The organism is Bacillus songklensis, assembly GCF_042649685.1.
Taxonomy (GTDB): Bacteria; Bacillota; Bacilli; order Bacillales; family Bacillaceae_H; genus Bacillus_BA; species Bacillus_BA songklensis.
Window position 1 is genome coordinate 642,334 of record NZ_JBHRZT010000052.1, and the last position, 24,435, is coordinate 666,768.

Annotated in this window: 24 protein-coding genes; 20 read left to right on the forward strand and 4 right to left on the reverse strand. The window is 35.7% G+C overall.

Features of this window, described 5'->3' with window-relative positions; translation table 11 throughout:
- Positions 1–187 precede the first annotated feature (187 nt).
- The 3 genes from ACFOU2_RS14480 (at position 188) to ACFOU2_RS14490 (ending at position 2,067) form a co-directional block, all read left to right on the forward strand.
- The gene (locus tag ACFOU2_RS14480; protein ID WP_377916274.1) at positions 188–460 is read left to right on the forward strand and encodes a hypothetical protein; all 273 of its coding nucleotides are present in this window, start codon (positions 188–190) and stop codon (positions 458–460) included.
- Between the two features lie 335 nt (positions 461–795).
- Positions 796–1,263, forward strand: coding sequence for a hypothetical protein (locus tag ACFOU2_RS14485; RefSeq protein ID WP_377916276.1), 468 nt, complete (start codon positions 796–798; stop codon positions 1,261–1,263).
- Positions 1,264–1,320: 57 nt separating this feature from the next.
- Positions 1,321–2,067 carry a YdcF family protein gene (locus ACFOU2_RS14490; RefSeq protein ID WP_377916278.1) on the forward strand — a complete coding sequence of 249 codons (747 nt, stop codon included), beginning with the start codon at positions 1,321–1,323 and terminating at the stop codon, positions 2,065–2,067.
- Positions 2,068–2,396: 329 nt separating this feature from the next.
- Here ACFOU2_RS14490 and ACFOU2_RS14495 read toward each other — a convergent pair whose 3' ends face one another.
- Positions 2,397–3,488: an acyltransferase family protein gene (locus ACFOU2_RS14495; RefSeq protein WP_377916280.1), complete on the reverse strand. Its 1,092-nt coding sequence runs from the start codon at positions 3,486–3,488 to the stop codon at positions 2,397–2,399.
- A gap of 115 nt (positions 3,489–3,603) precedes the next feature.
- On the opposite strand from ACFOU2_RS14495, the gene ACFOU2_RS14500 reads away from it, so the two are divergent.
- Positions 3,604–3,729, forward strand: a complete 126-nt coding sequence (locus ACFOU2_RS14500; RefSeq protein ID WP_377916282.1) for a hypothetical protein — start codon at positions 3,604–3,606, stop codon at positions 3,727–3,729.
- Positions 3,730–4,231: 502 nt separating this feature from the next.
- Entirely contained in the window at positions 4,232–5,227 is a 996-nt protein-coding gene (locus tag ACFOU2_RS14505; protein WP_377916284.1) for a metallophosphoesterase, read from the forward strand.
- A 109-nt stretch (positions 5,228–5,336) separates the two neighbouring features.
- On the opposite strand, the gene ACFOU2_RS14510 is transcribed toward ACFOU2_RS14505, so the two are convergent.
- On the reverse strand, positions 5,337–5,801 hold the full coding sequence (locus ACFOU2_RS14510) for a VanZ family protein (protein WP_377916286.1): 465 nt from the start codon (positions 5,799–5,801) through the stop codon (positions 5,337–5,339).
- Positions 5,802–6,674: 873 nt separating this feature from the next.
- On the opposite strand from ACFOU2_RS14510, the gene ACFOU2_RS14515 reads away from it, so the two are divergent.
- From ACFOU2_RS14515 to galU, 3 genes are all read left to right on the forward strand, one after another.
- Complete coding sequence (locus ACFOU2_RS14515) at positions 6,675–7,442, forward strand: tyrosine-protein phosphatase (protein ID WP_377916288.1); 768 nt, start codon at positions 6,675–6,677, stop codon at positions 7,440–7,442.
- A 325-nt stretch (positions 7,443–7,767) separates the two neighbouring features.
- Positions 7,768–9,582, forward strand: a complete 1,815-nt coding sequence (locus tag ACFOU2_RS14520; RefSeq protein WP_377916290.1) for a polysaccharide biosynthesis protein — start codon at positions 7,768–7,770, stop codon at positions 9,580–9,582.
- Between the two features lie 28 nt (positions 9,583–9,610).
- On the forward strand, positions 9,611–10,495 hold the full coding sequence (galU, locus tag ACFOU2_RS14525; RefSeq protein ID WP_377916292.1) for a UTP--glucose-1-phosphate uridylyltransferase GalU: 885 nt from the start codon (positions 9,611–9,613) through the stop codon (positions 10,493–10,495).
- 824 nt (positions 10,496–11,319) lie between these two features.
- On the opposite strand, the gene ACFOU2_RS14530 is transcribed toward galU, so the two are convergent.
- Complete coding sequence (locus ACFOU2_RS14530; protein ID WP_377916294.1) at positions 11,320–11,946, reverse strand: IS630 family transposase; 627 nt, start codon at positions 11,944–11,946, stop codon at positions 11,320–11,322.
- Positions 11,832–12,377, reverse strand: a complete 546-nt coding sequence (locus ACFOU2_RS14535; RefSeq protein ID WP_377916296.1) for a helix-turn-helix domain-containing protein — start codon at positions 12,375–12,377, stop codon at positions 11,832–11,834. The genes ACFOU2_RS14530 and ACFOU2_RS14535 overlap by 115 nt, the downstream gene beginning before the upstream one ends.
- 184 nt (positions 12,378–12,561) lie before the next feature.
- On the opposite strand from ACFOU2_RS14535, the gene ACFOU2_RS14540 reads away from it, so the two are divergent.
- The 12 genes from ACFOU2_RS14540 (at position 12,562) to rfbC (ending at position 24,432) form a co-directional block, all read left to right on the forward strand.
- The gene (locus ACFOU2_RS14540; protein ID WP_377916298.1) at positions 12,562–13,260 is read left to right on the forward strand and encodes a sugar transferase; all 699 of its coding nucleotides are present in this window, start codon (positions 12,562–12,564) and stop codon (positions 13,258–13,260) included.
- 15 nt (positions 13,261–13,275) lie between these two features.
- A complete protein-coding gene (locus ACFOU2_RS14545) occupies positions 13,276–14,229 on the forward strand; it encodes an aldo/keto reductase (RefSeq protein WP_377916300.1) in 954 nt (317 codons plus the stop codon).
- A complete protein-coding gene (locus ACFOU2_RS14550; RefSeq protein WP_377916302.1) occupies positions 14,226–15,083 on the forward strand; it encodes a transketolase in 858 nt (285 codons plus the stop codon). Before ACFOU2_RS14545 ends, ACFOU2_RS14550 begins: the two co-directional genes overlap by 4 nt.
- Positions 15,080–16,006, forward strand: a complete 927-nt coding sequence (locus tag ACFOU2_RS14555; protein ID WP_377916304.1) for a transketolase family protein — start codon at positions 15,080–15,082, stop codon at positions 16,004–16,006. Before ACFOU2_RS14550 ends, ACFOU2_RS14555 begins: the two co-directional genes overlap by 4 nt.
- 13 nt (positions 16,007–16,019) lie before the next feature.
- Entirely contained in the window at positions 16,020–16,832 is an 813-nt protein-coding gene (locus ACFOU2_RS14560; RefSeq protein ID WP_377916306.1) for a glycosyltransferase, read from the forward strand.
- Between the two features lie 48 nt (positions 16,833–16,880).
- Positions 16,881–17,789, forward strand: coding sequence for an alpha-1,2-fucosyltransferase (locus tag ACFOU2_RS14565; protein WP_377916308.1), 909 nt, complete (start codon positions 16,881–16,883; stop codon positions 17,787–17,789).
- 93 nt (positions 17,790–17,882) lie between these two features.
- A complete protein-coding gene (locus tag ACFOU2_RS14570) occupies positions 17,883–18,734 on the forward strand; it encodes a glycosyltransferase (protein WP_377916310.1) in 852 nt (283 codons plus the stop codon).
- A gap of 25 nt (positions 18,735–18,759) precedes the next feature.
- Positions 18,760–20,043: an O-antigen polymerase gene (locus ACFOU2_RS14575; protein WP_377916312.1), complete on the forward strand. Its 1,284-nt coding sequence runs from the start codon at positions 18,760–18,762 to the stop codon at positions 20,041–20,043.
- Positions 20,036–21,094 (forward strand): glycosyltransferase family 2 protein, encoded by a 1,059-nt coding sequence (locus ACFOU2_RS14580; protein WP_377916314.1) that lies wholly within the window; start codon positions 20,036–20,038, stop codon positions 21,092–21,094. Before ACFOU2_RS14575 ends, ACFOU2_RS14580 begins: the two co-directional genes overlap by 8 nt.
- A gap of 224 nt (positions 21,095–21,318) precedes the next feature.
- Positions 21,319–22,851: a lipopolysaccharide biosynthesis protein gene (locus tag ACFOU2_RS14585; RefSeq protein ID WP_377916316.1), complete on the forward strand. Its 1,533-nt coding sequence runs from the start codon at positions 21,319–21,321 to the stop codon at positions 22,849–22,851.
- A 117-nt stretch (positions 22,852–22,968) separates the two neighbouring features.
- A complete protein-coding gene (gene rfbA / locus ACFOU2_RS14590; protein WP_377916318.1) occupies positions 22,969–23,847 on the forward strand; it encodes a glucose-1-phosphate thymidylyltransferase RfbA in 879 nt (292 codons plus the stop codon).
- Between the two features lie 24 nt (positions 23,848–23,871).
- Positions 23,872–24,432, forward strand: coding sequence for a dTDP-4-dehydrorhamnose 3,5-epimerase (gene rfbC / locus ACFOU2_RS14595; protein ID WP_377916320.1), 561 nt, complete (start codon positions 23,872–23,874; stop codon positions 24,430–24,432).
- Positions 24,433–24,435 lie beyond the last annotated feature (3 nt).

Here is a 24,435-nt window from a genome sequence, read left to right on the forward strand (position 1 = left end):
TATGAACTTAATTATGATGTACGTAATATAGTTAACGGTTTTTTTGCCATAATATTCACCTTATTCTACATTTTTTTACAAAAAGTGCATGTATGATTCTTTATAATTCATGTATAAAGAATCACTAATCAATTAAACCATTTGAGTTAACGATATAGCACTGTGAAAAATATATGGGGGGATCAACATGTTCTTTTTCTTGGAATCCATTAATGAGCATCCTTTACAAATTGACTATAAGTATCCTGATTACGAAATTCATACAGAAACTGATATTGAGAAGGCAGCTAAACTGTTTGCCAAGAAGAAAAAACTAAAGTATCTAAGGTACGATGGTTTAAGGGAAACGTATAGAGTATATTTTCAAAAAAGAAGGAGAAAGTCATTGTTTAAACATAAAAAGGATGTGTACATCTATCATGTGCTGCCCAACTTAGACACAACGACGAAAGTTAAATGATGTATATCTTGTTTAAAAGTGAATGATTCCATCTATATAAATCCACATTGAAAATCCGACATGGCATAAAACAGTCATGTCAGATTTTCACCTTTTCAGCCTATTCAAGATGTAAAGACAGAAAAACTGTAAGTAGCTTAAAAAGCCAAAGCTGATGTCGAAAATGAAAATGGATTTATATAGCTGACGGCGTTCATCGTTTAATAGGAGCTGACGGAAAACAGAACTGTCGATCAAGCGTTTTTTAAACGATGTAGACAATCCGGATAATAAAAGAGAATCAGCATGAATAATCATGGTTATAAATAGCCTTTCCACAAAGGGGACCGTGATCCATGCGCAAAAGACGTCTGCTTCCAAGAAATATCATCTTACTGATTCTTGCCATTTTGGTCATCGGCAGCTTGTTTTGGACACTCCTTTCGTTTCTTTCTCCGGGCCATCAGGCGAAAAAAACGGTCGAGGAATTTTACACGTACGAACAGGAAGGGGAATTTGGCGATTCGTGGGAGCTGCTCCATTCACAGATGAAGGTAAAATTCCCGAAGGGGCCCTATGTTCAGGACCGTGCCCATGTGTTTATGGGCCATTTTGGTGCAGAGACCTTTTCTTACACAATTGACAAGCCGGAAAAAATCGAACGGTGGAAAATGGAAGAGGGTGTTTCACCGTTGAAGGTCGTATATAAAATGACTGTCACCCAATCATACAAAGGGAAATACGGCGCATTCGATTTTCGGCAATATGTGTTCGTAACGAAAGAAAAAGGGGAATGGAAGATCCTTTGGGATTACAAGAAGTGAAATTTTTTACAACGACTTCACAAACTCCGGTTATAATGGAACTGGAGGTTTTTACATATGCTTTACATAACGAAATTTATTTACGGGTTTTTATTGCCCCCCGGCATCTTTATTCTTCTGTTATTGGGATTGAGTATCTGGTTATACCGTCAACATAGATGGGAAGCGAAATGTTTGTTCATCATTACGATGGGTTTATATGTTTCTTCCATTCCATATGTCGGGGACAGGTTGATCCATTCGCTCGAAAAGCGATATGAACCGCCCCATGAATTGTATGGGGATGTGATCGTCATGCTCGGGGGCGGGGCGACGTCCGATACACCGGATATTACCGGTCCCGGCCATCTGTCCGGTTCGGCGGCCAACCGCCTGTTGACCGCAGCGAGGCTTTACCGTGAGACGGAACTCCCAATCATTGTCTCCGGAGGCTCCGTCTTCAGCGACACCGGAATCGAAGCCGAAATCGCCAAAAGGCAATTGATCGATTTGGGCGTGCCAAAAGACCGAATCATCACAGAGACAAAAAGCTTGAATACGAAGCAAAACGCGTTAAACACAAAGGCGATTATGGACCGCTTAAAGCTTAAGCATCCGATTTTGGTGACGTCCGCTTTTCATATGGAGCGCTCCATCCTGAATTTTGAAAGAGCGGGAATGAAGGTACAGCCATATCCGACCGATTATAAAAAAAGCTTTGAATTGAGGGCCCATGCGAATAATTTCGTTCCGACGGGTTCCTCTTATACAGGCATGGCCATGAAGGAGTATCTTGGCATTTTGACCCTTCCGCTGCAATGGTGACCGCTTTTGGCCGCCATTCTTCAATGCGAAAATGCGATGAAGTGGAGGGCTGCTATTTCAGCAAACCGCTCTCTGGCGGGCAATTTGAACAATGGTATAAAGAAAGCCATAACAAAGAAGAAGCGCCCCTCACGTGAGGGACGCTTCTTTCTCTTTATATAAGAAAGTATAAATTGCACGTTAAACAGTCGCCTGTGCTTTTCGTGTTGTCCAGCTGCGCAAGCCAAGCCGTACGGCCGTTTCACTTCCTCACAGGGAACCAAAAAGCGGTTCCCCGTCGGAAGCTCCAACGTCCTATCGGCTTAAACGGGCTTGCTCCGCTTTTCTTGTTAAGCAGCTTTCGCCTGTTCGCTTTGTCGAGCTGTCTCTCGTTTCTTCCCGACGCCGACTTTCCCGACGATATACTGACCGTACGGGATGCGGTTGAGCAGATTAGTGACGGCCATCGGAAGAAGGACGCCCAATCCAAAGAAAATCGAAATGAGCACGAACATGTTGTCCGTTGTGGTGAAGTTCTTGATGTTTCTGGCAATGACAAGCTGGAAAAACGGATGAAGCAAATAAATGCCGAATGAATATTGACTGACCACAACGAGCTCCGGCGGAATCCTTTTCAGACGGAACGCCGTGGAAAACATGATGACCATGACAGCGGTCGTTAATAAAATAATATCAAATCGTTTGGAGCCGACAGCAACCAGCGCTTCTGTATGGTAAAGCACAAGAACAAGGGCAGCTGAACCAACTAAAAACGGAAGGTGCCATTTGCGTGTCTTAATCACAAACTGTTTGAATTGACCGAAATAACGGCCTGCATAATAACCGGCCACAAAATAAAACAACCACGCCAAAAACGGCAGATTCGTCAGGCGTGTCCAGGTGTCAGGATCCATGCCGTAGTTTTGGGGATCATTGAAATTGAAGAATGCCAAATAAGCGGCATTGACCACAAACGCAGCGAAAAGGGTCGCTTTCGCATTCATTTTTCTTAATGCGCGATCAAACAGAAGGTGCAGAATATAAAATTGAAAAATGATCAAAATAAAATAACCATGATAGGCACCGAAAAAGACATGGTCCCCCCATTTGGAAAGAATGGACCCAATGCCGTGCGGCGCTTGATACACCACTGCATAAAACAGTCCCATCACGATATATGGAATCAAAATGAATTTTACACGTTTACTTAAAAAACCTTGCTTTACTCCGTAACGATAACGGTAGGCAATTAAAAACTCCGAAATGAACACAAACATCGGCGTTCCATACATCATCAGCATTTGCAGGGAGCGCAGAATGGTATGTGTCGAGTTATCCGGAGATGGATAGTAATGAATGATCGTCGTTGTGATCGCATGAAGCAAGACAACGGTCAAACATGAAAGGCTGCGAAGCCAAAACACTTCGTTCATCGTTTTCATTAAAGTCCACCTCTATTCTAGTTATTGATCTAGCAGTCCGGCGGCCCCGTTCATTGTAACATAGTTTTCTCTCCATCCAATCCCTCAAATTTTGACAGAAAAGGAAGACAAGTAAGTGGAAATGCAAATGGTTTTTGAGATCAACAAAAGGAGAAAAGCAAAAGAAGTCATCCATCCATCAATGAAGAAGAGTCGAACAATGGTGATCGTGCCGATTCTGAAGATTCCGTTTCTATTGTAGGCATACCGGCCAACATCATGAAAGATGCAAACCTCATAACGAAAATGGTCACACTCCACAATGTTCCGATTGACAAGAGCGTCCGTCGAAAAAATAAAAAAGCCGATTGCCTGAAAGCCTGGCGGCCGTGTGCATAAGCACCACAAAAAGCGGCAAATATATGCATCCTTTCTTACGAGAAAACAATATAACGGCCAAACTTGATTGACAGTATGAGGAATTTATGAGGGTATATGGACTTGGGGGCAAAAATCATTCCTTTCACTGTTACTGCTATCTTCATCTTAAATGCTTCGTTTAAATAGAAACCTTTTAATTTTAACGCAAATACCCGATTATCCACTAAAAACACCAAAGACATTACGAGTTTTCCCGGTTGCAGGCTTTGTAAATCCAATATTAAGATTTTAAAAAAATCTAAAGGTTGGGTAAATCTATCAATTTCTTCACTTTCATACATTATGATGAAAAAGTCAGTTAAAAAATGAGAGGGGAATGATCAATGTCAATCAAACCAAGAAAACCAGGCATGGCACAAAAATTGATGTATATGAGTGCTTCTGTCGCATTAGGATTATCTCTATTTGCATCAACATCTGCATCTGCAGAAAGGAACGAACATACAGACAAAAAGCCTTCCTTTGAATTCGGGCTTCTTACCGATATCCAATACTGTGATTGTGATGCAGCGGGTGTACGCTATTATCGGAATTCGATAAGCAAACTGCAGGAAGCAACGGCTGAACTCAATCGGCATGATCTTACGTTCACCGTACAGATGGGCGATATGATCGACCGGAACGTGGACAGTTTTCATACCATTCTTCCTTATTTCAACAAAATTGAAGGTCCCAAATATCATGTGCTCGGCAACCATGATTTCGCAGTACCAACAGACCAAGTGGTTGACATTTTGGGTATGAAGAATCAATATTATGACTTTGCTGAAAAAGGCTGGCGTTTTGTCGTGTTAGACACCAATGACCTGAGCCTGTATGCAAATGAACCAGGTTCCCCGAAATATCAAGAAGCCGAAAAGATGTATAATCAACTAAAGGCGTCCGGAGCGGAAAATGCCCAGACCTGGAATGGCGGAGTAGGCTCGGAACAAATGACATGGCTACATAACATTCTTAAAGAATCGGCTAAAAGGAATGAAAAAGTCGTGGTGATTGGGCATCATCCGCTATACCCTGCCAACGAGCACAATGCATGGAATGACGCTGAAATCATGCGGGAACTGGAGTCTGCGGGCAATGTAGTGGCTTACTTCAACGGGCATAATCATGCAGGCAATTATGGCGAGAAAAACGGAATCAAATATGTGAATTTCCAAGGCATGCTGGATACACCCGATACCAATGCGTACTCTGTCATCCAAGCGTACAAGGATCGCTTAGAGATTGATGGTTTTGGCCGGGAGCCGGACCGCACAATCAAGGTGAATACGATCCGCGAACACGATCAAGAGCAAAATGAACATGACAAACATGAATAGATAGCATCGTTTCTAGAATGAAAACAAACCAAAGAGGCGAGCGGAAATCCGTTTGCCTCTTTCGTTTGTTTGTCCTAACCATTTCAACGTATTTTATTTTCTAGCTCTGTTATGCATAATGTTGATTTTCTTCTAGACGACGCTTTCGATTGATCCAATAAACAATCAACATGACGATCGCTCCGCTCGTTGTATCAAGCAGCACATCCGTCAACCGTCCATCACGATCCAAGATGAACGCCTGGTGAATTTCGTCGGTGAAGGCAAACAGCCCTGTCAGCAAAACAGCCAGTGCATAACGCCCTCTTCGCTTGGGCAAGTTCCAAAAAAATAAAAGAGTAAGCAGTCCAAAAAACGTAATATGTGCCGATTTTCTGGCGATAAATTCTTTGGCCGGTTCAAAAGGCACCGGTTTATAAAACCGACTTCCCGGCTGAAAGATGGTTGACAGGTTGACGTTTTCTTTTAAGGAAGGAAGTGAAATCCATGTTTCCGGCTTTGTCGCCTTCAAACCAGGCGTGTTCGATGCATAAAAAATGGCAAGCAGTAAAAAGATCAATAATGTTTTGCGCATGGGAGTATCCTTTCTGTATGGGAAAAATGACTCTGTCATTGTAGAGGAAGAAGGAGAAACAATCAATCTTTTTCATAAAATTCAAACAAAAAGAAAACGATTACAAAACCATATTAATAGGAAGAAACTCGTCAAGGTATATGAATCCACATAAAGAATGTAACATGGACGAAAGCGGTCCATGCTACATTCTTTACGCATAAGGCTTCGCCCATTTCCCTTACGGGCCCTTGCCGAAGCCTTATACGAGAACCTTTTGAGTCTATTCAGGATGCTCAAACAAAGGAACATCAACAGGATAACAAGCGATAGATGATGATAAGAAATTTAGCCGGATTTAAGATCGACATTTGAATGTGCGCATCAACAGGCTTAGAAACGGAAGAAAGTGAGCGGGGCCCGAATCTGTCATTTCACTATGATTATAGTGAAAAAGACAGTTTTCGACAAAAATCCACTGTTTCTAATTCTTTTTACCTATGTTATTCTAGAAAAAGGAAAAACAAAGAGGGAATACTCTCCAAATTTAAGAGATATTGTTGTATCTTGCTGAATGGCGATGGTTCCGAAAAAAGAAGGTGTCACATTTTCATTACTGGATCACTATATGGACTAGGATGTTGCCAGCTAATTCTTTTAAATATCGAGAACATGCGCCATTCATCATAGCGACAAGACGACATATCAAGACAACGAGGTTCTTATTTCAGTAAAAAGGTTTAGAGAAATGTAAAAAGTATGTAAAAATTTAGTGGATTCGCCATCATTCGACAAAAATGCCTATGTCCAACCATTCCTATTTATGTTACTATAGTAAAAGTTTTGAAAAATACTACTTTAATAGTTACAGATCATGATAAAGAGGTGCTACCATTGATTGATATCCATTGTCACATTTTGCCTAATATTGATGACGGCGCAAAAACAATTGAAGACAGCTTAGAGATGGCTAAAATAGCTGTAGCGGACGGAATTACGACGATTATTGCGACCCCCCATCATCAAAACGGCCGCTTTATAAATGTCAAAAGTAGTATTATCGAACGGGTAAAAGAGTTAAATGAAGAGCTGACAAAACAAAGCATTCCTCTTACCATTTTACCGGGCCAGGAGCCTCGCATTTACGGTGAATTGGTTGAAGATTATGAAAAGGGTGAAGTGCTTACCTTAAACGACGGCAAAAAATACGTCATGGTGGAGTTCTCATCAAGCCAGGTTCCAAAATACGCGGAGCAGCTGTTGTTTGACATCCAGCTTCAAGGACTCAATCCTGTCATCGTTCACCCTGAACGGAACGCGCAAATCATGGAACAGCCAGACTTGCTGTATGACTTTGTGAAAAAGGGAGCACTCACCCAGGTGACCGCTTCCAGCGTAACCGGCCACTTCGGCAAGAAAATCCAAAAATTCTCCCAGCAGCTAATCGAAGCCAACCTGACACACTTCATCGCATCAGATGCCCACAACACAAGCGGACGCACATTCCGCCTCAGTGAAGCATACAACATCATTGAAAAACAGTACGGAACGAATATGGTTTACTTCTTCACGGAAAATGCGGAGTATCTCGTGAAAGGCCAGATGGTCGATCGGGGAGAACCGCATAAGGTGAAGAGGAAGAAGTTTTTAGGGATCTTTTAATGTAGTTCAACAAGTTACCGGAGGGGGTAGCTTGTTGAACTCTTATTTCGACTTGTGTAATGTTTGTAATCGAGATTTCGGGGAAATTAAGGTTTATTTTTACAACAGTGTATGTGTTATCTTACATAAAAATTTCTTGTTAATATAGTCAGTTTGGTAATATGAGGAAATTTGACAAATTCCCTAAAACCGTGAAGAAAGCTGTACGATATATTAGACAGGATGCTTCTTATGAACAAATACATGACGTGAAAAAACTAATCAACATGGTGATTAATAAAAGATTAGATGAAATGAAAAAAGAGAGTTAGAAGGGTGATGGGCAGTGACGTACCAAAGAAGATTATCGCTTTTGGTCGCTTTAGATTCATTCATTGTATTAGGTTCCATTTATGTAAGTTTCTTTATTTTACATCCATATTTTCAGATTTTTACAGCTAAAACATTATTAATAAGTTCTATCAGCCTATTCATTACCCATCATGTCTTTGCTCAAAGATTCCACTTATATAAAAAGGCATGGCAATATGCGAGCATTGGAGAGTTGTGGGCTATTTTCAAGTCTGTAACGATTTCCATTGCAGCAACAGGAATTGTGCAATTGGCAGTCTTTCAAGATATTTATTTTCGTACCCTGTTTATTACATGGTTACTACATATTTTATTAATCGGTGGATCACGTTTTTCATGGCGAATATTTCGTGATACATACTTTAAAAAGCAACAAGAAACACAACGTAAACGTACGTTAATCATCGGGGCTGGTGCAGCGGGCACGATGATTGCTCGTCAATTAAAGCAAAATGTTGAAAGTGATATGCAGCCGGTTGCTTTTGTTGATGACGATGTAAAGAAACATAAGCTTGAAGTCATGGGAATTCCAGTAGTAGGCGGTAAAGAAGTGATTCAAGCAGCGGTAAAAGAGTTAAACGTTGAGCATATTGTCATTGCGATTCCTTCACTAAAGGCAAAAGAGCTCGAGGAAATCTATCATGAATGTGCCAAAACAAAAGTAAAGACACAAACCATTCCTAAAATTGAAGATATCATGCTGGGGAAAGTATCTTTCAATCAATTCCGTGATGTGCAAGTGGAAGATTTACTGGGACGTGATCCTGTGAAGCTGGATGAAGAGGGCATTTCTGAAACAATTACTGGTAAAACAGTGCTAATAACAGGAGCAGGCGGTTCCATCGGTTCGGAGATTTGCCGTCAAATTTGTAGATTTACTCCAAAAACACTAATCTTACTCGGACATGGTGAAAACAGCATTTACTCGATCGAGTTGGAGCTGCGTGCACAATATAATGAAGAAATTGAAATTTTGACAGAGATTGCGGACATTCAAGATCGTCCGAAAATATTTACGATCATGGAGAAATACCGTCCTCATGTTGTGTACCATGCGGCAGCACACAAGCATGTGCCGTTAATGGAACGCAACCCGGAAGAAGCGGTGAAAAACAATATATTTGGAACCAAAAATGTATCAGAAGCTGCGGATACATTCGGTGTAGGCACGTTTGTATTAATTTCATCGGATAAAGCAGTTAACCCAACAAACGTAATGGGCGCAACAAAACGTTTTGCAGAAATGTTGATTCAGCAATTAGCGAAACATAGTAAAACTAAGTTCGTAGCTGTTCGTTTCGGTAACGTACTTGGAAGCCGAGGCAGTGTTATTCCGATTTTTAAGCAACAAATTCAAAAGGGCGGGCCAGTAACCGTAACTCATCCTGATATGACCCGTTACTTTATGACGATTCCGGAAGCATCGCGTCTGGTCATACAAGCCGGGGTACTTGCCAGAGGCGGAGAGATTTTCGTTCTAGATATGGGTGAACCGGTAAAGATTGTGGACCTTGCGAAGAACCTTATTAAACTATCAGGGTATACGGTTGAAGAGATTGGGATTAAGTTTAGCGGGATTCGCCCTGGTGAGAAGATGTATGAAGAGTTGTTGAATGAGAATGAAGTGCATTCGGAACAGGTGTTTCCGAAGATTCGTGTTGGGAAAGCGACATTATTGGAACAAAATATATTGCTTGAGTTTATGAATGATTTTGGACAAATAGATAAGGAAGAAATCAGGAATAGGCTGTTAGGAATTGCAAATAATAAGATATTTGCTAAAAACTAATCTAGTAATTGTGGAAGGAGATATATAAATGAAAAAAGTAAGAAAAGCTATTATTCCAGCTGCTGGATTAGGAACTCGCTTTTTGCCAGCGACGAAGGCAATGCCTAAAGAAATGCTGCCAATTGTAGACAAGCCTACTATTCAATACATTGTTGAGGAAGCAATTGCTTCAGGTATAGAGGACATTATTATTGTTACAGGGAAAGGAAAGCGAGCAATTGAAGATCATTTTGATCACTCTTTTGAATTAGAAGAAAATCTGATGCAAAAAGAAAAATTTGATTTACTTGAAAAAGTGAAAGAGCCTTCTAAAGTAGATATCCATTATATACGTCAAAAAGAACCAAAAGGTCTTGGACATGCGGTATGGTGTGCACGCAAATTCATTGGGGATGAACCGTTTGCAGTGTTGCTTGGTGACGATATTGTTCAATCCGAAAAACCTTGTTTGCGCCAATTAATGGATGAGTATGAAGCGACTCTATCTTCTGTCATTGGTGTTCAAACTGTCCCGGAAAAAGAAACACATCGTTACGGAATTATTGACCCTTCTGCACAATTGGGACGCCGTTACCAGGTTAATAACTTTGTGGAAAAACCAAAACAAGGAACAGCCCCTTCCAATCTAGCCATTATGGGGCGTTATGTCCTAACGCCGGAGATTTTTATGTTTTTAGAACAGCAAGAGCTTGGTACTGGGGGAGAGATTCAACTAACGGATGCCATTCAAAAGTTGAATCAAATCCAAAGAGTATTTGCTTATGATTTTGAAGGAACTAGATATGATGTTGGAGAGAAAATGGGGTTTATTAAGACGACGATTGAGATGGCGTTGCAGAATGCAGAATTAAGAGAAGATTTGTTGGAATATCTACAACAAATTTTTGAAAAATCTTTACTTAAGAATGGCTAAATTAAGAAACGGTCATATCAATACCACATTTAAAAGATTAAGGATATTTTATCTTTAATCTTTTAAATGTGAATGAGGTGATGTCTCCTTACCTGTATCAATGGAGGCACTCGGCTATGCTGTGGGTTAAATGTGGGTTGACATTACACCTTAGACACGAACAGTTGTCGGTAGTGTGGTGTGAGGTAGGGTTAGATGCCCTATATTTAATTCGGATTTAGAGAGTATTGAACATTCAGATGTAGTTTTTGTTCAATATTTGCAGGATTATGGGCAAGAGATTTGCCCTGAGCATGGAGATATTAGTTATGTGGATGGAAAGGTTCATTGTAGTTTGCATCCAGGGGACAATGAAGGTGAAGATAGTGATGAGAAAGGTGAAAGTGTTCCATTCTTATAAAACTATGAGGATTAAAGCTCTTCAAGCTAGCTTTTTGAAAGATTGTACTGTAGATAGTTGGTTAGGAGGAGTTAGTTGGCAAGGAAAGTCTTCATCCTAATCAACTAATAAACTATAGTGATTGCATGTTGAGAGGGAAGTGACTATTGAGCTTAGATAAGGTGCTGGAAGCCTTGTACGATAAGGGTTTGAGGAACGTTCGGTGCTAAATTAAGTAACATTGATTGAACGGTATATAAGTATAAATAGGAAGAAACACGGTTGAGATTGAGAGTGAAACGAAAATTTATTAAGAAGTAGCTTGGTAAATTGAATAGAAATTGCGACGTGGGTATGTGAGTTAGATTTAATTTAGTGGGTTAGTAGTTGGTTGGAAAAGAATAAGATATTCCAAATAAGTACTAAGCAACTATATAAATCACGATTAATATTCCGGCATGGCTAACGATCCAATCCGTTGGAGCACTTTTTCAGGAAATCGATCTAGGTGCTCTAAAAACGATGAAACTGATTTTCGGATATCGTGCTGGGTGGCATGAAACCGATTGACGATAACACTCTCTTTCAACCATCCCACGGCGTTTAGGTTAGGAGAGTACGGCGGAAGAAAAAGAAGAGTCAGTCGATGTTCCTTTTCTTGCAGGAAAGGCTTTGGGATTTTTGCATGATGGATACGGGCGTTATCGAGGATCATGATGACGTGTCGATCCTCATATTGTGCCAATGTATAGCGAAGAAACGTGTAAAACGATTGGGCATTACATTGGTTCGTTTCCATACAAAGAAATTCGCCGTTTCGAATGTTTACGCAACCGAATAAACTCACCGTCGCATGATGGCCATGCGTGGGAATTTGCGTTTGTTTCCCTTTGACACTCCATGTGGAACGGAGCGTTTGGTAATCGCGAATGTGGCTTTCATCTTCATATAAAAGAATTACATCGTCTGAGACGTTTTTTTCACCATGTCTAATTCCCGTTGAAACGCTTCTTGTTTTAGACGGTTGGCACGCTTGAGAGTATAGGTGGGCCGCGTATAGCTGAAACCCCATCGTTTCAACATATCGCTAATGCCACTACGGGACATCGTAATGGCGAACTTGTCTTCGATGACGTGCTTTAAAATACGCGTGTCCCAACGTGATTCAAAGCCATATCCTTCTTCTGCCGGTGTGCTGTGTTCAAGCATTCGTCGCAATTCTTGTTCTTCCGTTGTTGACAGAAAAGGCGGCTTGCCCGGCGAATAATCACGATGTAATAAGGCGTCCATTCCACCACGATTAAATTTTTTGACATAGCCTGAAATGGTTTCACGATGGACGTTTAGGAGTTTGGCCACTTGAATTGCATAATACCCTTGCATAATCAGACGAATCACCGCCACTCGTTTCGCCATAGAAGCCTTTTTAATCGTTTTCTCATGCGCTTGAAGTTGTTCAATTGTCCAGCCATGGTTATTGGTAATGGTCAGTCCTTTTCTCATCTAGATTCGCTCCTTTGTTTGTTCTTTTAAGAGCAGTATAGACAAGAAAGATAGACCCTTAAACATGTCGAGAAATTAAATCGAATTTATATAAATGTAAATATCAACTTAATAATTTTGTGGTTTATGATCAAAACATAACGGCTCATTGTAATTTAAATAATAAAGTTAAGGGGGGGTTATTATGAAATTTGCACCAGTAGAACATGTAGAAGTTGATTCTATTAAGCTTGAAGAAATTAAAGGATACAAGGGAATTTATAACAGATATATAAAAAGAATATTTGATGTTTTATTAGCACTTATATTTTTAATAATTTTGTTACCAGTTTATATAGTTGTATCTATATTCATAATCTTAGAAACTGGTTTTCCTGTTCTTTATAAAGCTGAACGCGGTGGATATAATGGGAAAAACTTCAGGATTTATAAGTTCCGTACAATGGTTAAGGATGCCGACAAAATCGGTGGAGGTACAACAGCGTTGAATGATAGTAGAATCACAAAGGTTGGTAACTTTCTACGTAAAACAAAACTTGATGAAATTACACAACTTCTAAACATTATTAAAGGAGAAATGAGTTTCATTGGACCACGTCCGGAGTTGGTAAAATACACCTCTCAATACAGTGGTAACGAGGAATTTATATTAAAAGTAAGACCTGGAATAACTGATTATAGTTCAATAGAATTTATTAATCTTGATGAAATAGTCGGCAGAGAAAATGCTGATGAGATTTACGAAAAGTTTGTTCTAAAAAAGAAAAATCAACTACGAATTAAATACGCTGCAACAGTATCAATGAAAACGGATGTCTATCTATTTTTTAATACTGTATGGAGAGTCGTTCAAAAAGCAATTAAACATATTGCAAATAAATAAATAGGAGAATGTTCTATGGAATATATTACTCTGAAAAATTCAGATTTAAAAGTTTCTAGGCTATGTATGGGTGGATGTCCTATGGGTGGTCATGGTTGGGGAGAGGTATCAGAAAATAACTTGATTAATGCAGTTCATACTGCAATAGATCAGGGTGTTAATTTTTTTGATACCGCTGATACTTATGGGCTTGGTAAATCGGAAGAGGTATTGGGCAGATCAATTAAAAGAAACAGAGATAAAGTAGTGATTGCTACTAAATTCGGTGTGCGTGTTGAAAATGGTAAGACATTTTTTGACAACAGCCCAGAGTGGATAGAAAGAGCAGTTAAAGGCAGTTTGAAAAGATTAGGAACAGACTACATTGACTTATATCAAATTCACTACAGGGACAATAAAACTAATATTAATGATGTTATCTATAAGTTAGAGGATTTAAAAACCAAAGGGTACATTCGTTATTATGGATTGTCAAATATACATCAAGAAGATAAAACTGAACTTAACTCACATATTGGGAAATTTGTTAGCTTCCAAGATGAATATAGTTTAGCTTGTAGAAAGAATGAAAAGGACTTACTCAATCTATCAAATGAACTCGAACTCACTCCATTAACGTGGGGAAGTCTAGGACAAGGGATACTAACTGGAAAGTATGATAGTAATGTAAAGTTTGGTTCTGACGATAGACGTTCAAGAGACGTGTATGTAAATTTCCATGGTGAAAAACTTAAGAAAAACTTGGAAATCGTTAATGTCATGAGAAAAATTTCAGAGCAAACTGGAAGGTCAATCCCTTCAATTGCTTTACGCTTTATTCTTGATCATATACCTAATTCAGTTGTATTGGCTGGGATAAAAAACCCTAACCAACTTTTATCCAATCTCGAAGCAATGCAGTGGAATTTATCAACAGAACAAATTGAGGAACTATTAATGATATCAGAGGATAAGGAGGTTGCAAAATGAATAGTTTACAACTAGCCTGGAAAATTAGACGACATGGAATAGAAATGACACATATTTCGAAAGGGTCACATATAGGTGCAATATTATCTGTAACAGACATTATTGCAGTACTTTATAACGATATCGCCAACATAGATCCCGAAAATCCTAAAATGCCAGAAAGAGATAGAATTATTCTCAGTAAAGGCCATGCAGGTGCTGCAATATATGCTGCACTAGCAGAAAAAGGCTTTTTTGATATTGAAGAATTAAAAACACACTATGCTGATGGTAGTAGATTGTCTGGTCATGTTTCACATAAAGGTATTCCTGGTGTTGAGTTTTCGACGGGATCTCTTGGTCACGGATTATCAGTTGCAGCAGGTATGGCATATGGAGCAAAAAAAGACCAAAAGAATCATAACGTATTCGTTATATTAGGTGATGGGGAATGTGATGAAGGATCGGTCTGGGAAGCTGCCTTAATGGCTAACCATTATAGACTTAATAATTTAGTTGCAGTTATAGATCATAATAAAATGCAAAGCTTGGATTTTTGTGACAATACAATCGAGCTATCGCCTTTTGCAGATAAGTGGAGAGCGTTTGGGTGGAACGTGATTGATATTGATGGTCATAATCATGATGAATTAAGAGACGCATATAATCAGGCTACTTCTTCACAAAACAAGCCTACTGTAATTATCGCTAATACCATAAAAGGAAAAGGGATTTCATTTATGGAAAATGATATACTTTGGCACTATCGCTTCCCGCATGAAGGTGAAGAATATGATTCGGCTGTTGCTGAATTAAAAGAGCAAATGCCCGAAGGTGTATTAGATATGTATGAATTGGAGGCTCAAAAGGTATGAGGGATACGTTTGTAAAAACTTTAATAGATATAGCAAAAGAAGATAAAAATGTACACCTTATAACAGGGGATCTAGGATTTGGTGTATTAAAACCATTTTGGGAACAGTTACCTGATCAATTCACAAATGCTGGGATTGCTGAACAAAATATGACAAGTTTTGCTGCAGGTTTGGCTTTAGAAGGGAAGACGGTATTTACTTATTCTATTGGAAACTTCCCAACATTAAGAGCTATTGAGCAAATAAGGAATGACTGTGCTTATCATAATGCAAACGTGAAGATTGTTTGTGTAGGTGGAGGATTTGTTTACGGGTCTTTAGGAATGAGTCACCATGCTACAGAGGATTTATCAATAATGAGGGCATTGCCTGATGTTACAGTTCTTGCACCAGGTGATTTGGTTGAAGCTGAATATGCAACTAGAGCTATCTATGAGCACGAAGGTACATGTTATTTGAGACTTGGTAGAGGCGGAGAAAAACGTATTCATGATAAAATAGATGATTTTCAAATCGGAAAGGCAATTAAAATAAAAGATGGCGCGAGAGTAGCAATATTTTCTACAGGTGCTATTTTTGATGAAGCAATGGAAGCAAAAGAAATATTAAGTAAAGATGGAGTTAATCCTGCATTATATACATTTCCAACAGTAAAGCCAATCGATAGAAAAACGATTGAAGAGTGCGCAAAAAAATTTGAGTTCATAGTGACTGTTGAAGAACATAATGTTATTGGCGGGTTTGGTAGTGCTGTTTCGGAGGTTATGGCTGAACTAGCAGGTACAAAAGCAAGAATTATAAAGGTTGGCCTAAATGATATGTACTCTAGTATTGTAGGCTCTCAAAATTATTTGAGAGATGTGTATGGGATGAGCTCGAGTAAAATCGTTAATAGAATTGAAGAAATCATAGCGAAGAGTTAAGAGGGAGTACAATATGGACTACAGTGTTTTAACATCTGTTTATTACAAAGAGGACCCAGAATATTTAAAATTAAGTGTTTTAAGTATGTTGAATCAAACGGTACCAACTAATGACTTTGTTATAGTAAAAGATGGACCGTTAACAGATGAACTAGAGGATGTTTTACGTGATTTTGAAAAAAAATACACAAACATAAATATTATTAGCTTGTCTGAAAATGTTGGATTAGGCTCTGCTTTAAACGCTGGTTTAAATAAGTGTAAAAATGAATTGGTGGCAAGAATGGACACAGATGATATAGCATTTAAAAATAGATGCCAATTACAGCTGGAAGAATTTGCGAGTGATCCTGAATTGGATATTGTCGGTTCGTTTATGTATGAGTTTTATGATAATCCTGAGCAGTTTACAGCAATTAAGAGGGTCCCAATTACTCATAAAGAAATTTATAAATTTGCAAAAAGAAGAAACCCATTTAATCATCCTACGGTAATGTATAAAAAAAGTACGATTTTAAGTAATGGTGGTTATAGTACTTTAAGACGTGGTCAGGATATTGAACTATTCACAAGATTACTTTATCAAGGCTGTAAAGGGAAGAATATTGATAAACCTTTAGTTAAATTTAGAACTAATGACAACATGTACAAGCGCCGTAAGTCATGGTCTACAGCAAAAAACTATATTGGAGTTATATATAAATCTTGGAAAATGGGATATGCTGGATTTTTTGATTTAATGTACGTGTTTACCTTGCAAACTGGCTTATTGGTTATACCAACACCTTTAGGGAAATGGATTTTCAGAAAGTTTTTTAGAAGATAGTTGACATTGGTTATTGTAAAATAACTACTTGGTGTTTGGAGGTATTATATGATTATTGCCAAAATGTTAGGCGGTCTGGGGAATCAAATGTTTTGTTATGCATTTGCAAGAAGTTTACAACTTGAAAATAATGAAGAATTATTTCTGGATTGTGGTGTTTATAATAGATATAAAGTAAGAGACTATTCATTAAACATGTTAAATATACCCGATACAATCAAGAATAGTAGTGAAGTTAAGAGAAGAGTGGTATCAAATGGTTATTTAAATTTATCTCAGAAATTATATCATGTATTTTTTAAGATCAAAAAAGTATCTCTTCGTACTGATAAAATAGGTGAGAGTGTTTTTCAGCTGTTAGGAGAAAAGGGTCTTTATTATAATTTAGATAGATATTACTATCCTATTGTGGAGAGTAAAAAGGAATTTAAATATACCTATGGTTATTTCCAAAGTGAAAAATATTTCAGGGGCCATAAAGAGCTAATTAAAAAAGAACTTAAGGTAAGAATTCAGCCAACAAATAAAGAGAAAGAGTTATTGGAAGATATTAAAAGTAATGATGCAGTTGGAATTAGTATTAGATGGGGAAAAGATTACCGCAATTCACCTCTAAATATATGTAATAAGGAATATTATTATAAAGCAATGGATATTATTGCGGAGAAAATTGAAGAACCTACTTTTTATATTTTTTCAGATTGTATTGAAGATGTAGTAAAAGATTTTGATTTTAAATATCCTGTGAGATATATTGAAGGCTTTAAAGACTATGAGAGTTTACGCCTCCTTTACACTTGTAAACATTTTATTATTGCCAATAGTTCTTTTTCATGGTGGGGGGCATATTTATCAGAAAACAACCAAAAGATTGTTATTGCGCCAAGTAAATGGTATAAAGATAGCACTAAAAGACCAGACATATATTTAGATGATATGGTTTTAATAGATGTGTAAGGGGAGGAGTTAATAAAATCATGTTATGGAGTAATACTTTGCTACCCATCAATAAAAGAGCCCAATAAAATATACTAAATATGAGGTATATCTATGGTAAATAAAAAAACTTTTGCTGTTGAGGTTGTTTTATATAAGCCAGAAATAGCAGATATAGAAAAGGTGAATGGTTATCTAAATGATTTTGATCGAGTAATCATTTTTGATAATACTGAAGATAATAGTGAGTATGTAGATTTTATTAATAAAGATAAAAGATTGGTGTATATTTACAACTCTGAAAATATGGGGTTAAGCTATGCGTATAATTATGTATTAAAATCAATTTATTTAGATAAAATTGATTACCTTTGCACAATGGATCAGGATAGTGTTTTTCAAAGTGAAGATATTGTGAAGATGAAAGATTTTATATGTAGAAGTCAATTTGAAAATGTAGGTATATACGCACCCACGATAATTTTTAAAGGTAAAAAGATTTTAAATCATGGTGAGGATGAATATGGCTTTGTTGATTGGGTGATCAGTTCAGGTAGTTTTATTAATCTTTCTATAATGAATAATGAAAAAATTAGATTTGATGAAAATTATTTTATTGACAGGGTTGATGTTGATTTCTGCAAGCAAGTTAAATTACGTGGTTATAAAATAATCAAATATCACAAAAGTAATCTTAAACAAAGTCTTGGCAGCCTATCGAAAAGTGGTGTTATTCAACATTCTGCATTAAGATGTTATTACATTACTAGAAATAGACTGTATTACAATAAAAAATATTATAATAAGTTTTATTTTTATGTAGTATCGCTATTACAGTCTATAAATAATATATGTAAGATTTTATTTTTTGAAGATGATAAATCTAAAAAAATAAAATACATTTATTTTGGTATTAGAGATTTTTGGTATAAGAAATACGGTAAATTTGTGCCAAAAAGTGATTAAACATACTCCACAACTGGAGGTAAACATGTATATATTTACGGTTTTAGTATTGTTATTACTGTTAATAATGTCCGTTATATTAAATAGAAAGAAAAACTTTGTTTTAGTAGGTTTTTACGGTATATGGCTTGTAGTAATAATTTTAAGTGGTTTAAAACTATATGGACTTGTCGAATTTTCCACAAGAGTCTATTATGTAGTTTTAATTGGAATTACAGGTTTTACTGTTGGTTATATTTTTATGAAAAATAGTAAAATATTAACTTTAAGTACTAAATATAAAAGTGGAGTTACGCAAGATTATCAAATTAATATTAAAATATTGACTAAGTTTTTATGGGTCATACTATTTTTTTATTTAATACAATTATCAAAAGTAATTTCATTATTATTAAATGGAGTTAGTTGGTTAGAAATAAGGTATTATTATTACACAACAGGTATATTATTTAATGGGTTTGAAAAGTTTTTTTCTACTTGGGTAGCACTACCATTTATATTTTTTTTACTTGCACCACTATTATTGAATCTATTTTTAGATGGATTTAGAAATAAGAAAGTTTTTACACTGGCTTTATTTTCTGTAATTTCTCATATTATAGTTACTCAAGGCAAAGAATTATTTATTTACTGGTTTATGAGCATATGTTTATGCTTAGCATTTAATAATAAAAGATTGTCAAAAACTAATAAAAAACTAATATTTAGAACTTTATTATTCATAATTGCTTCTATATTTATTATTCAATTTAGTAGAAATGGTCAGTTATCTATTGATTTCTTATATAATTATTTAGGTATTTCTATGACGGTTATGGATCATTGGCTAAATTATATTGATGAAAATAATATTATGGCATATGGCTTAGCTTTCTCAAATGGTATTTTAAATATACCTTTTTCTTTAACAGAGAAGATAACAGGTTTTTATCCAGATTTTTTAATGAAAATAAACAATGAGCTAAATTATATCCTTTCAACAGGGATAATGGCTTTTGAGGGTAAAAGAGAAACAACAAATGTCTATATCACAATGTTTACATTTTTTTATTATGATTTTCGATACTTTGGTGTATTTATAGAGAGTTTAATTTTTGGTTTGTTTATTGGGGCTTCAACAAAAAGATTTTATGCATCTAAGAGAACACTATATCATAAAACTCTATATTGTATAATTGCATTAAGTGCTTGGTGCTCATTTATATATTGGGGATTTTTTATTACTCCATATTTGCTTTCTTTTGTATATTTAAGACTCTTATTTAAGAAAAAAATTAATAGAGATAGGGGGGGGCAGTTAAGTGTTTGATACCAAAATATCTGTCATTGTACCTGTGTATAATGTTGAAGAATATTTGTGTGAATGTTTGAACTCTATCCAAAAACAAACATATAAAAATATTGAAGTTCTAATGATAAATGATGGTTCAAGTGATAATAGCGGGAAGATTTGTGACGATTATGCAGCGAAATATGAAAACTTTAAAGTTATCCATAAAGTAAATGAAGGTGTTTCGATTGCAAGAAACACAGGACTTACTAAAGCAACCGGTGAATATTGTATCTTTATTGATAGTGATGATTATTTAGATAAAAGTATGATTGAAATCCTTGTTAATAAAGCCATTACTGATAATGCTGATATTGTAATGTGTGGGATTTGTTTAGTTAACACAAATTTTCACAAAGCAAAACGAAAATTTAGATATCAAAATTATCTCGAAAAAAATAGTGAAAATTTAACGGATAAAGAATTTATAAATACATTAATAAAATATCCCCTAGAACCTTACTTTGGAGCTCCATATAATAAATTAATTAGACGAAAACTTCTTGTTGATAACTCTATTTTTTATGAGGATCATGATAATTTTGCTGAGGATACTTGTTTAAATTATAAAGTATTTAATATTGCAGATAAAATAGCTACTGTGGAAAAAGTTTTATATTACCATAGGGTAAATGCAGGTAATTCTTTATCAAGATTAAAACACTCATATCAATATATGAAAACTAGATGTAATGTTATTAACAACTTATATGCTGAACTGATGTTAAAATATGATGGTTTAGTAACAAATAAAAATGTGTTATCAGAGCTGTTATTTAGATATTGTGTAGACTCAATAATAAGTGAAAAAAATGTTAGCGTGCATACAAAAGTAAAAAACCTAAAGAATATTATGGATTCAGTAGAGGATGAGAAATTAAAAGATATAAGCGGTAGTTTATTCGCAAAAAATATTTTTCGTTTTAAAATAGCTAGTATATATTTTTCCATATATAGATGTAATACTATAATCAAATATAATTTGAAAAAGAGTATATTTAAAATAAATAAGTTTTGTAAGTTAATTTAAAAAATGCAATTTTAATTGTTATAAAACGATGATAGTAAGGCAATTAGTAGTTAATATGAATATTATTAATTTGATTTTTACTATTATATTTAATATAAAAATTGGATATTCATGTTCAACTGAAGGAATGTATTGGGAATTATATCGAGATAGCAATGTTTGTTTAACATTTCCTTAATAGAATTTACAAAAAAAGAAAGTTAAGAATAGATGAGGTAATTGTTTTGAAAATCAACCAAAGAAGAGCAGGAGTACTCCTTTCTTATGGATATACAGGAATTAATGCCCTAGTAGGATTTATTTATGTTCCACTACTGATTTTTTTTCTAGGTAAAGATGAATATGGTTTATATCAAATTATGGGCTCTATTTTAGTTTATTTAAGTTTATTTGACTTTGGATTATCCAACACTGTCACAAGGTATTACTCCAAGTACCTTGCTTTAAAAGATGAAAAAGGTGGGGAAAATCTCCTCGCTATTTCTACTATTATCTACTTAGTATTAACACTAGTATTAATATTTGCTGGCACAATATTATATTTCTTTATTGATGATATATACTCTGGAACATTAACTACTAGCGAACTTATAACCTCGCAAAAGATGTATATAATAATATTATTTAATGTTTCTATAACTATCTCTACAGCAGTATTTAAATCAATAATTGAAGCACATGAAAAGTTTGTTTTCTTAAAAGGCTTATCAATTCTACAAACCATTATTAGACCTATTGTAGTTCTCGCTGTATTTTCTATAGAATCAAGTGCATTAATTTTAGTAATAATAGAAGCTTTCATTAACATAGTTGCTGTAGCCATAAAGATTTTTTATACGTTAAATAAATTAAAGGTTAAAATTAAATTCTCATTTTGGGATAAGCCTCTTTTCAAAGAAATGATCCGCTTCTCCTTTTTTGTTTTTATTACAGCGATAATGGATCAATTGTTTTGGCGCTCGGATCAGCTAATATTAGGAGCGGTTAGTGGTACATCTGAGGTCGCAATATTCTCGATTGCATCACAAATCGTAAGTTTATATATGGCTTTATCCATTGCAATGTCAGGTGTATTTCTGCCTAACGTTACCAAAAGGGTTATGAATCACGCTTCAAACTCAGAACTTTCTGAACTCTTCATAAAAATTGGTAGAATACAGTATCTCTTACTAGGTGCAGTTCTTATTGGGTTTATTTTATATGGACAAGAATTTATTACAATTTGGGTTGGAGAAGGATTTAGGAAATCATACTACATTACGTTAATCATTATGATTCCTTTTACAATTGACTTAATACAAAACATTGGCTTAACTATCTTGCAGGCTAAAAATCTATATTCTTTTAGGGCACTTGTATTTTTGGGAATGGCAATAATAAAAGTAGCGGTCTCCATTCCAGTAGCTAATTATTATGGTGGCATTGGTACAGCTTTCGTAACGGGAGTTTCTTTCCTAATAGGAAACGGATTAATTATGAATATTTATTATAATAAAGAGATAGGACTTGACATTTATTCATTTTGGAAAGCAATTAGTAAACTAAGCATCCCTCTTTTGTTTGCATATGGAATAGGCAAATTTATTGATTTAATTAGTATTGGAACCCCAATACTAACATTATTGATAAAACTGGCTCTATTTATAATAGTATATATATTCCTAATTTTCAATTTGGGAATGAATCAATATGAGAAAGGTTTAATTAAAGGATCAATTCAATTCATAATTAAACTTAAGAAGAAAACTCAATTCTAGTAGCTTTTAAATTAGGTAAGTACACCCACTATATTGATAGTTTGCTAGTTATGGTGCTAGTATAGTTCATTATTTTTAGAGGTTTGAGTTTATTAAAATTAAAAAGCAGGTGAAGAAATGAAGGGAATAATTCTAGCTGGAGGGTCTGGTACAAGGCTCTATCCTTTGACAATGGTAACAAGTAAACAACTATTACCAATTTATGATAAACCAATGATTTTTTATCCGTTATCAACATTAATGCTTGCAGGAATTAAGGAGATATTAATTATCTCAACCCCTGAAGATACGCCACGCTTTGAGGCTCTCTTGGGTAATGGTACACAATTTGGTATAAACCTTGAATATAAAATTCAGCCAAGCCCTGATGGATTAGCTCAGGCTTTTTTAATTGGTGAAGATTTTATTGGTGATGACTCTGTTGCCATGATTTTAGGAGATAACATTTATTATGGAAGTGGCATGAGAAAAATACTTCAACGGGCTGCAAATAAAGAAAAGGGTGCCACTGTATTTGGATATCATGTACAGGATCCTCAACGCTTTGGTGTTGTAGAGTTTAATGAGGATGGAAAGGTAATTAGTGTTGAAGAAAAGCCGGAAGTACCAAAATCAAATTATGCTATTACCGGGTTGTATTTTTATGATAATCGTGTTGTAGATATTGCTAAAAATGTAAAGCCATCTGAACGAGGTGAACTAGAGATTACCTCTATAAATGAAGCTTATTTAAAACTAGGAGAGTTAGAAGTAGAACTATTAGGGCGAGGGTTTACTTGGTTAGATACTGGTACACACCAAAGTTTAGTTGAAGCCACTAATTTTGTTAAGACAGTAGAAGAACATCAAGGAATTAAGATTGCCGCTCCTGAGGAAGTTGCCTATATTAATGGCTGGATTACTAAGGATCAATTATGGGAATGCGGTGAAAAGCTTAGTAAAACTGGATATGGTCAATATTTAATGAAAGTAGCCAATGGAGAAATACAATATTAAGTATTGAAAGAAGTGGGAATAAAAATGAAATTTACTAAAACTAACTTAGATAGTGTAGTGATTGTTGAACCAACTGTATTTGGTGATCACCGTGGTTGGTTTATGGAAACATATAGCGATGCAAAGTTTTCAGAAGCTGGAATAAACTTAAAGTTTGTTCAGGACAATCAATCATTTTCAGGAGCTAAGGGAACCTTAAGAGGATTGCATTATCAATTAAATCCGAAAGCACAAACAAAGCTAGTACGTTGTACAAAAGGAGCTATTTTCGATGTTGCTGTAGACATCAGAAAAGGGAGTCCGACTTTTGGGGAATGGTTTGGAATTGAATTAACTGCAGAAAATAAAAAGCAATTATTAATTCCAAAAGGGTTTGCGCATGGATTTATGACTTTAACTGATGATGTTGAAGTTCAGTATAAAGTGGACGAGCTATATGCACCAGAATGTGACCGGGGCATTATTTGGAATGATCCTAGGATAGGGATTGAATGGCCTATCGATATTATGCCTATATTATCAGCAAAGGATGAAAAAGCACCATTGCTAAAGGATGCTGAAAATAACTTCAGCTATGGAGAGTAATTT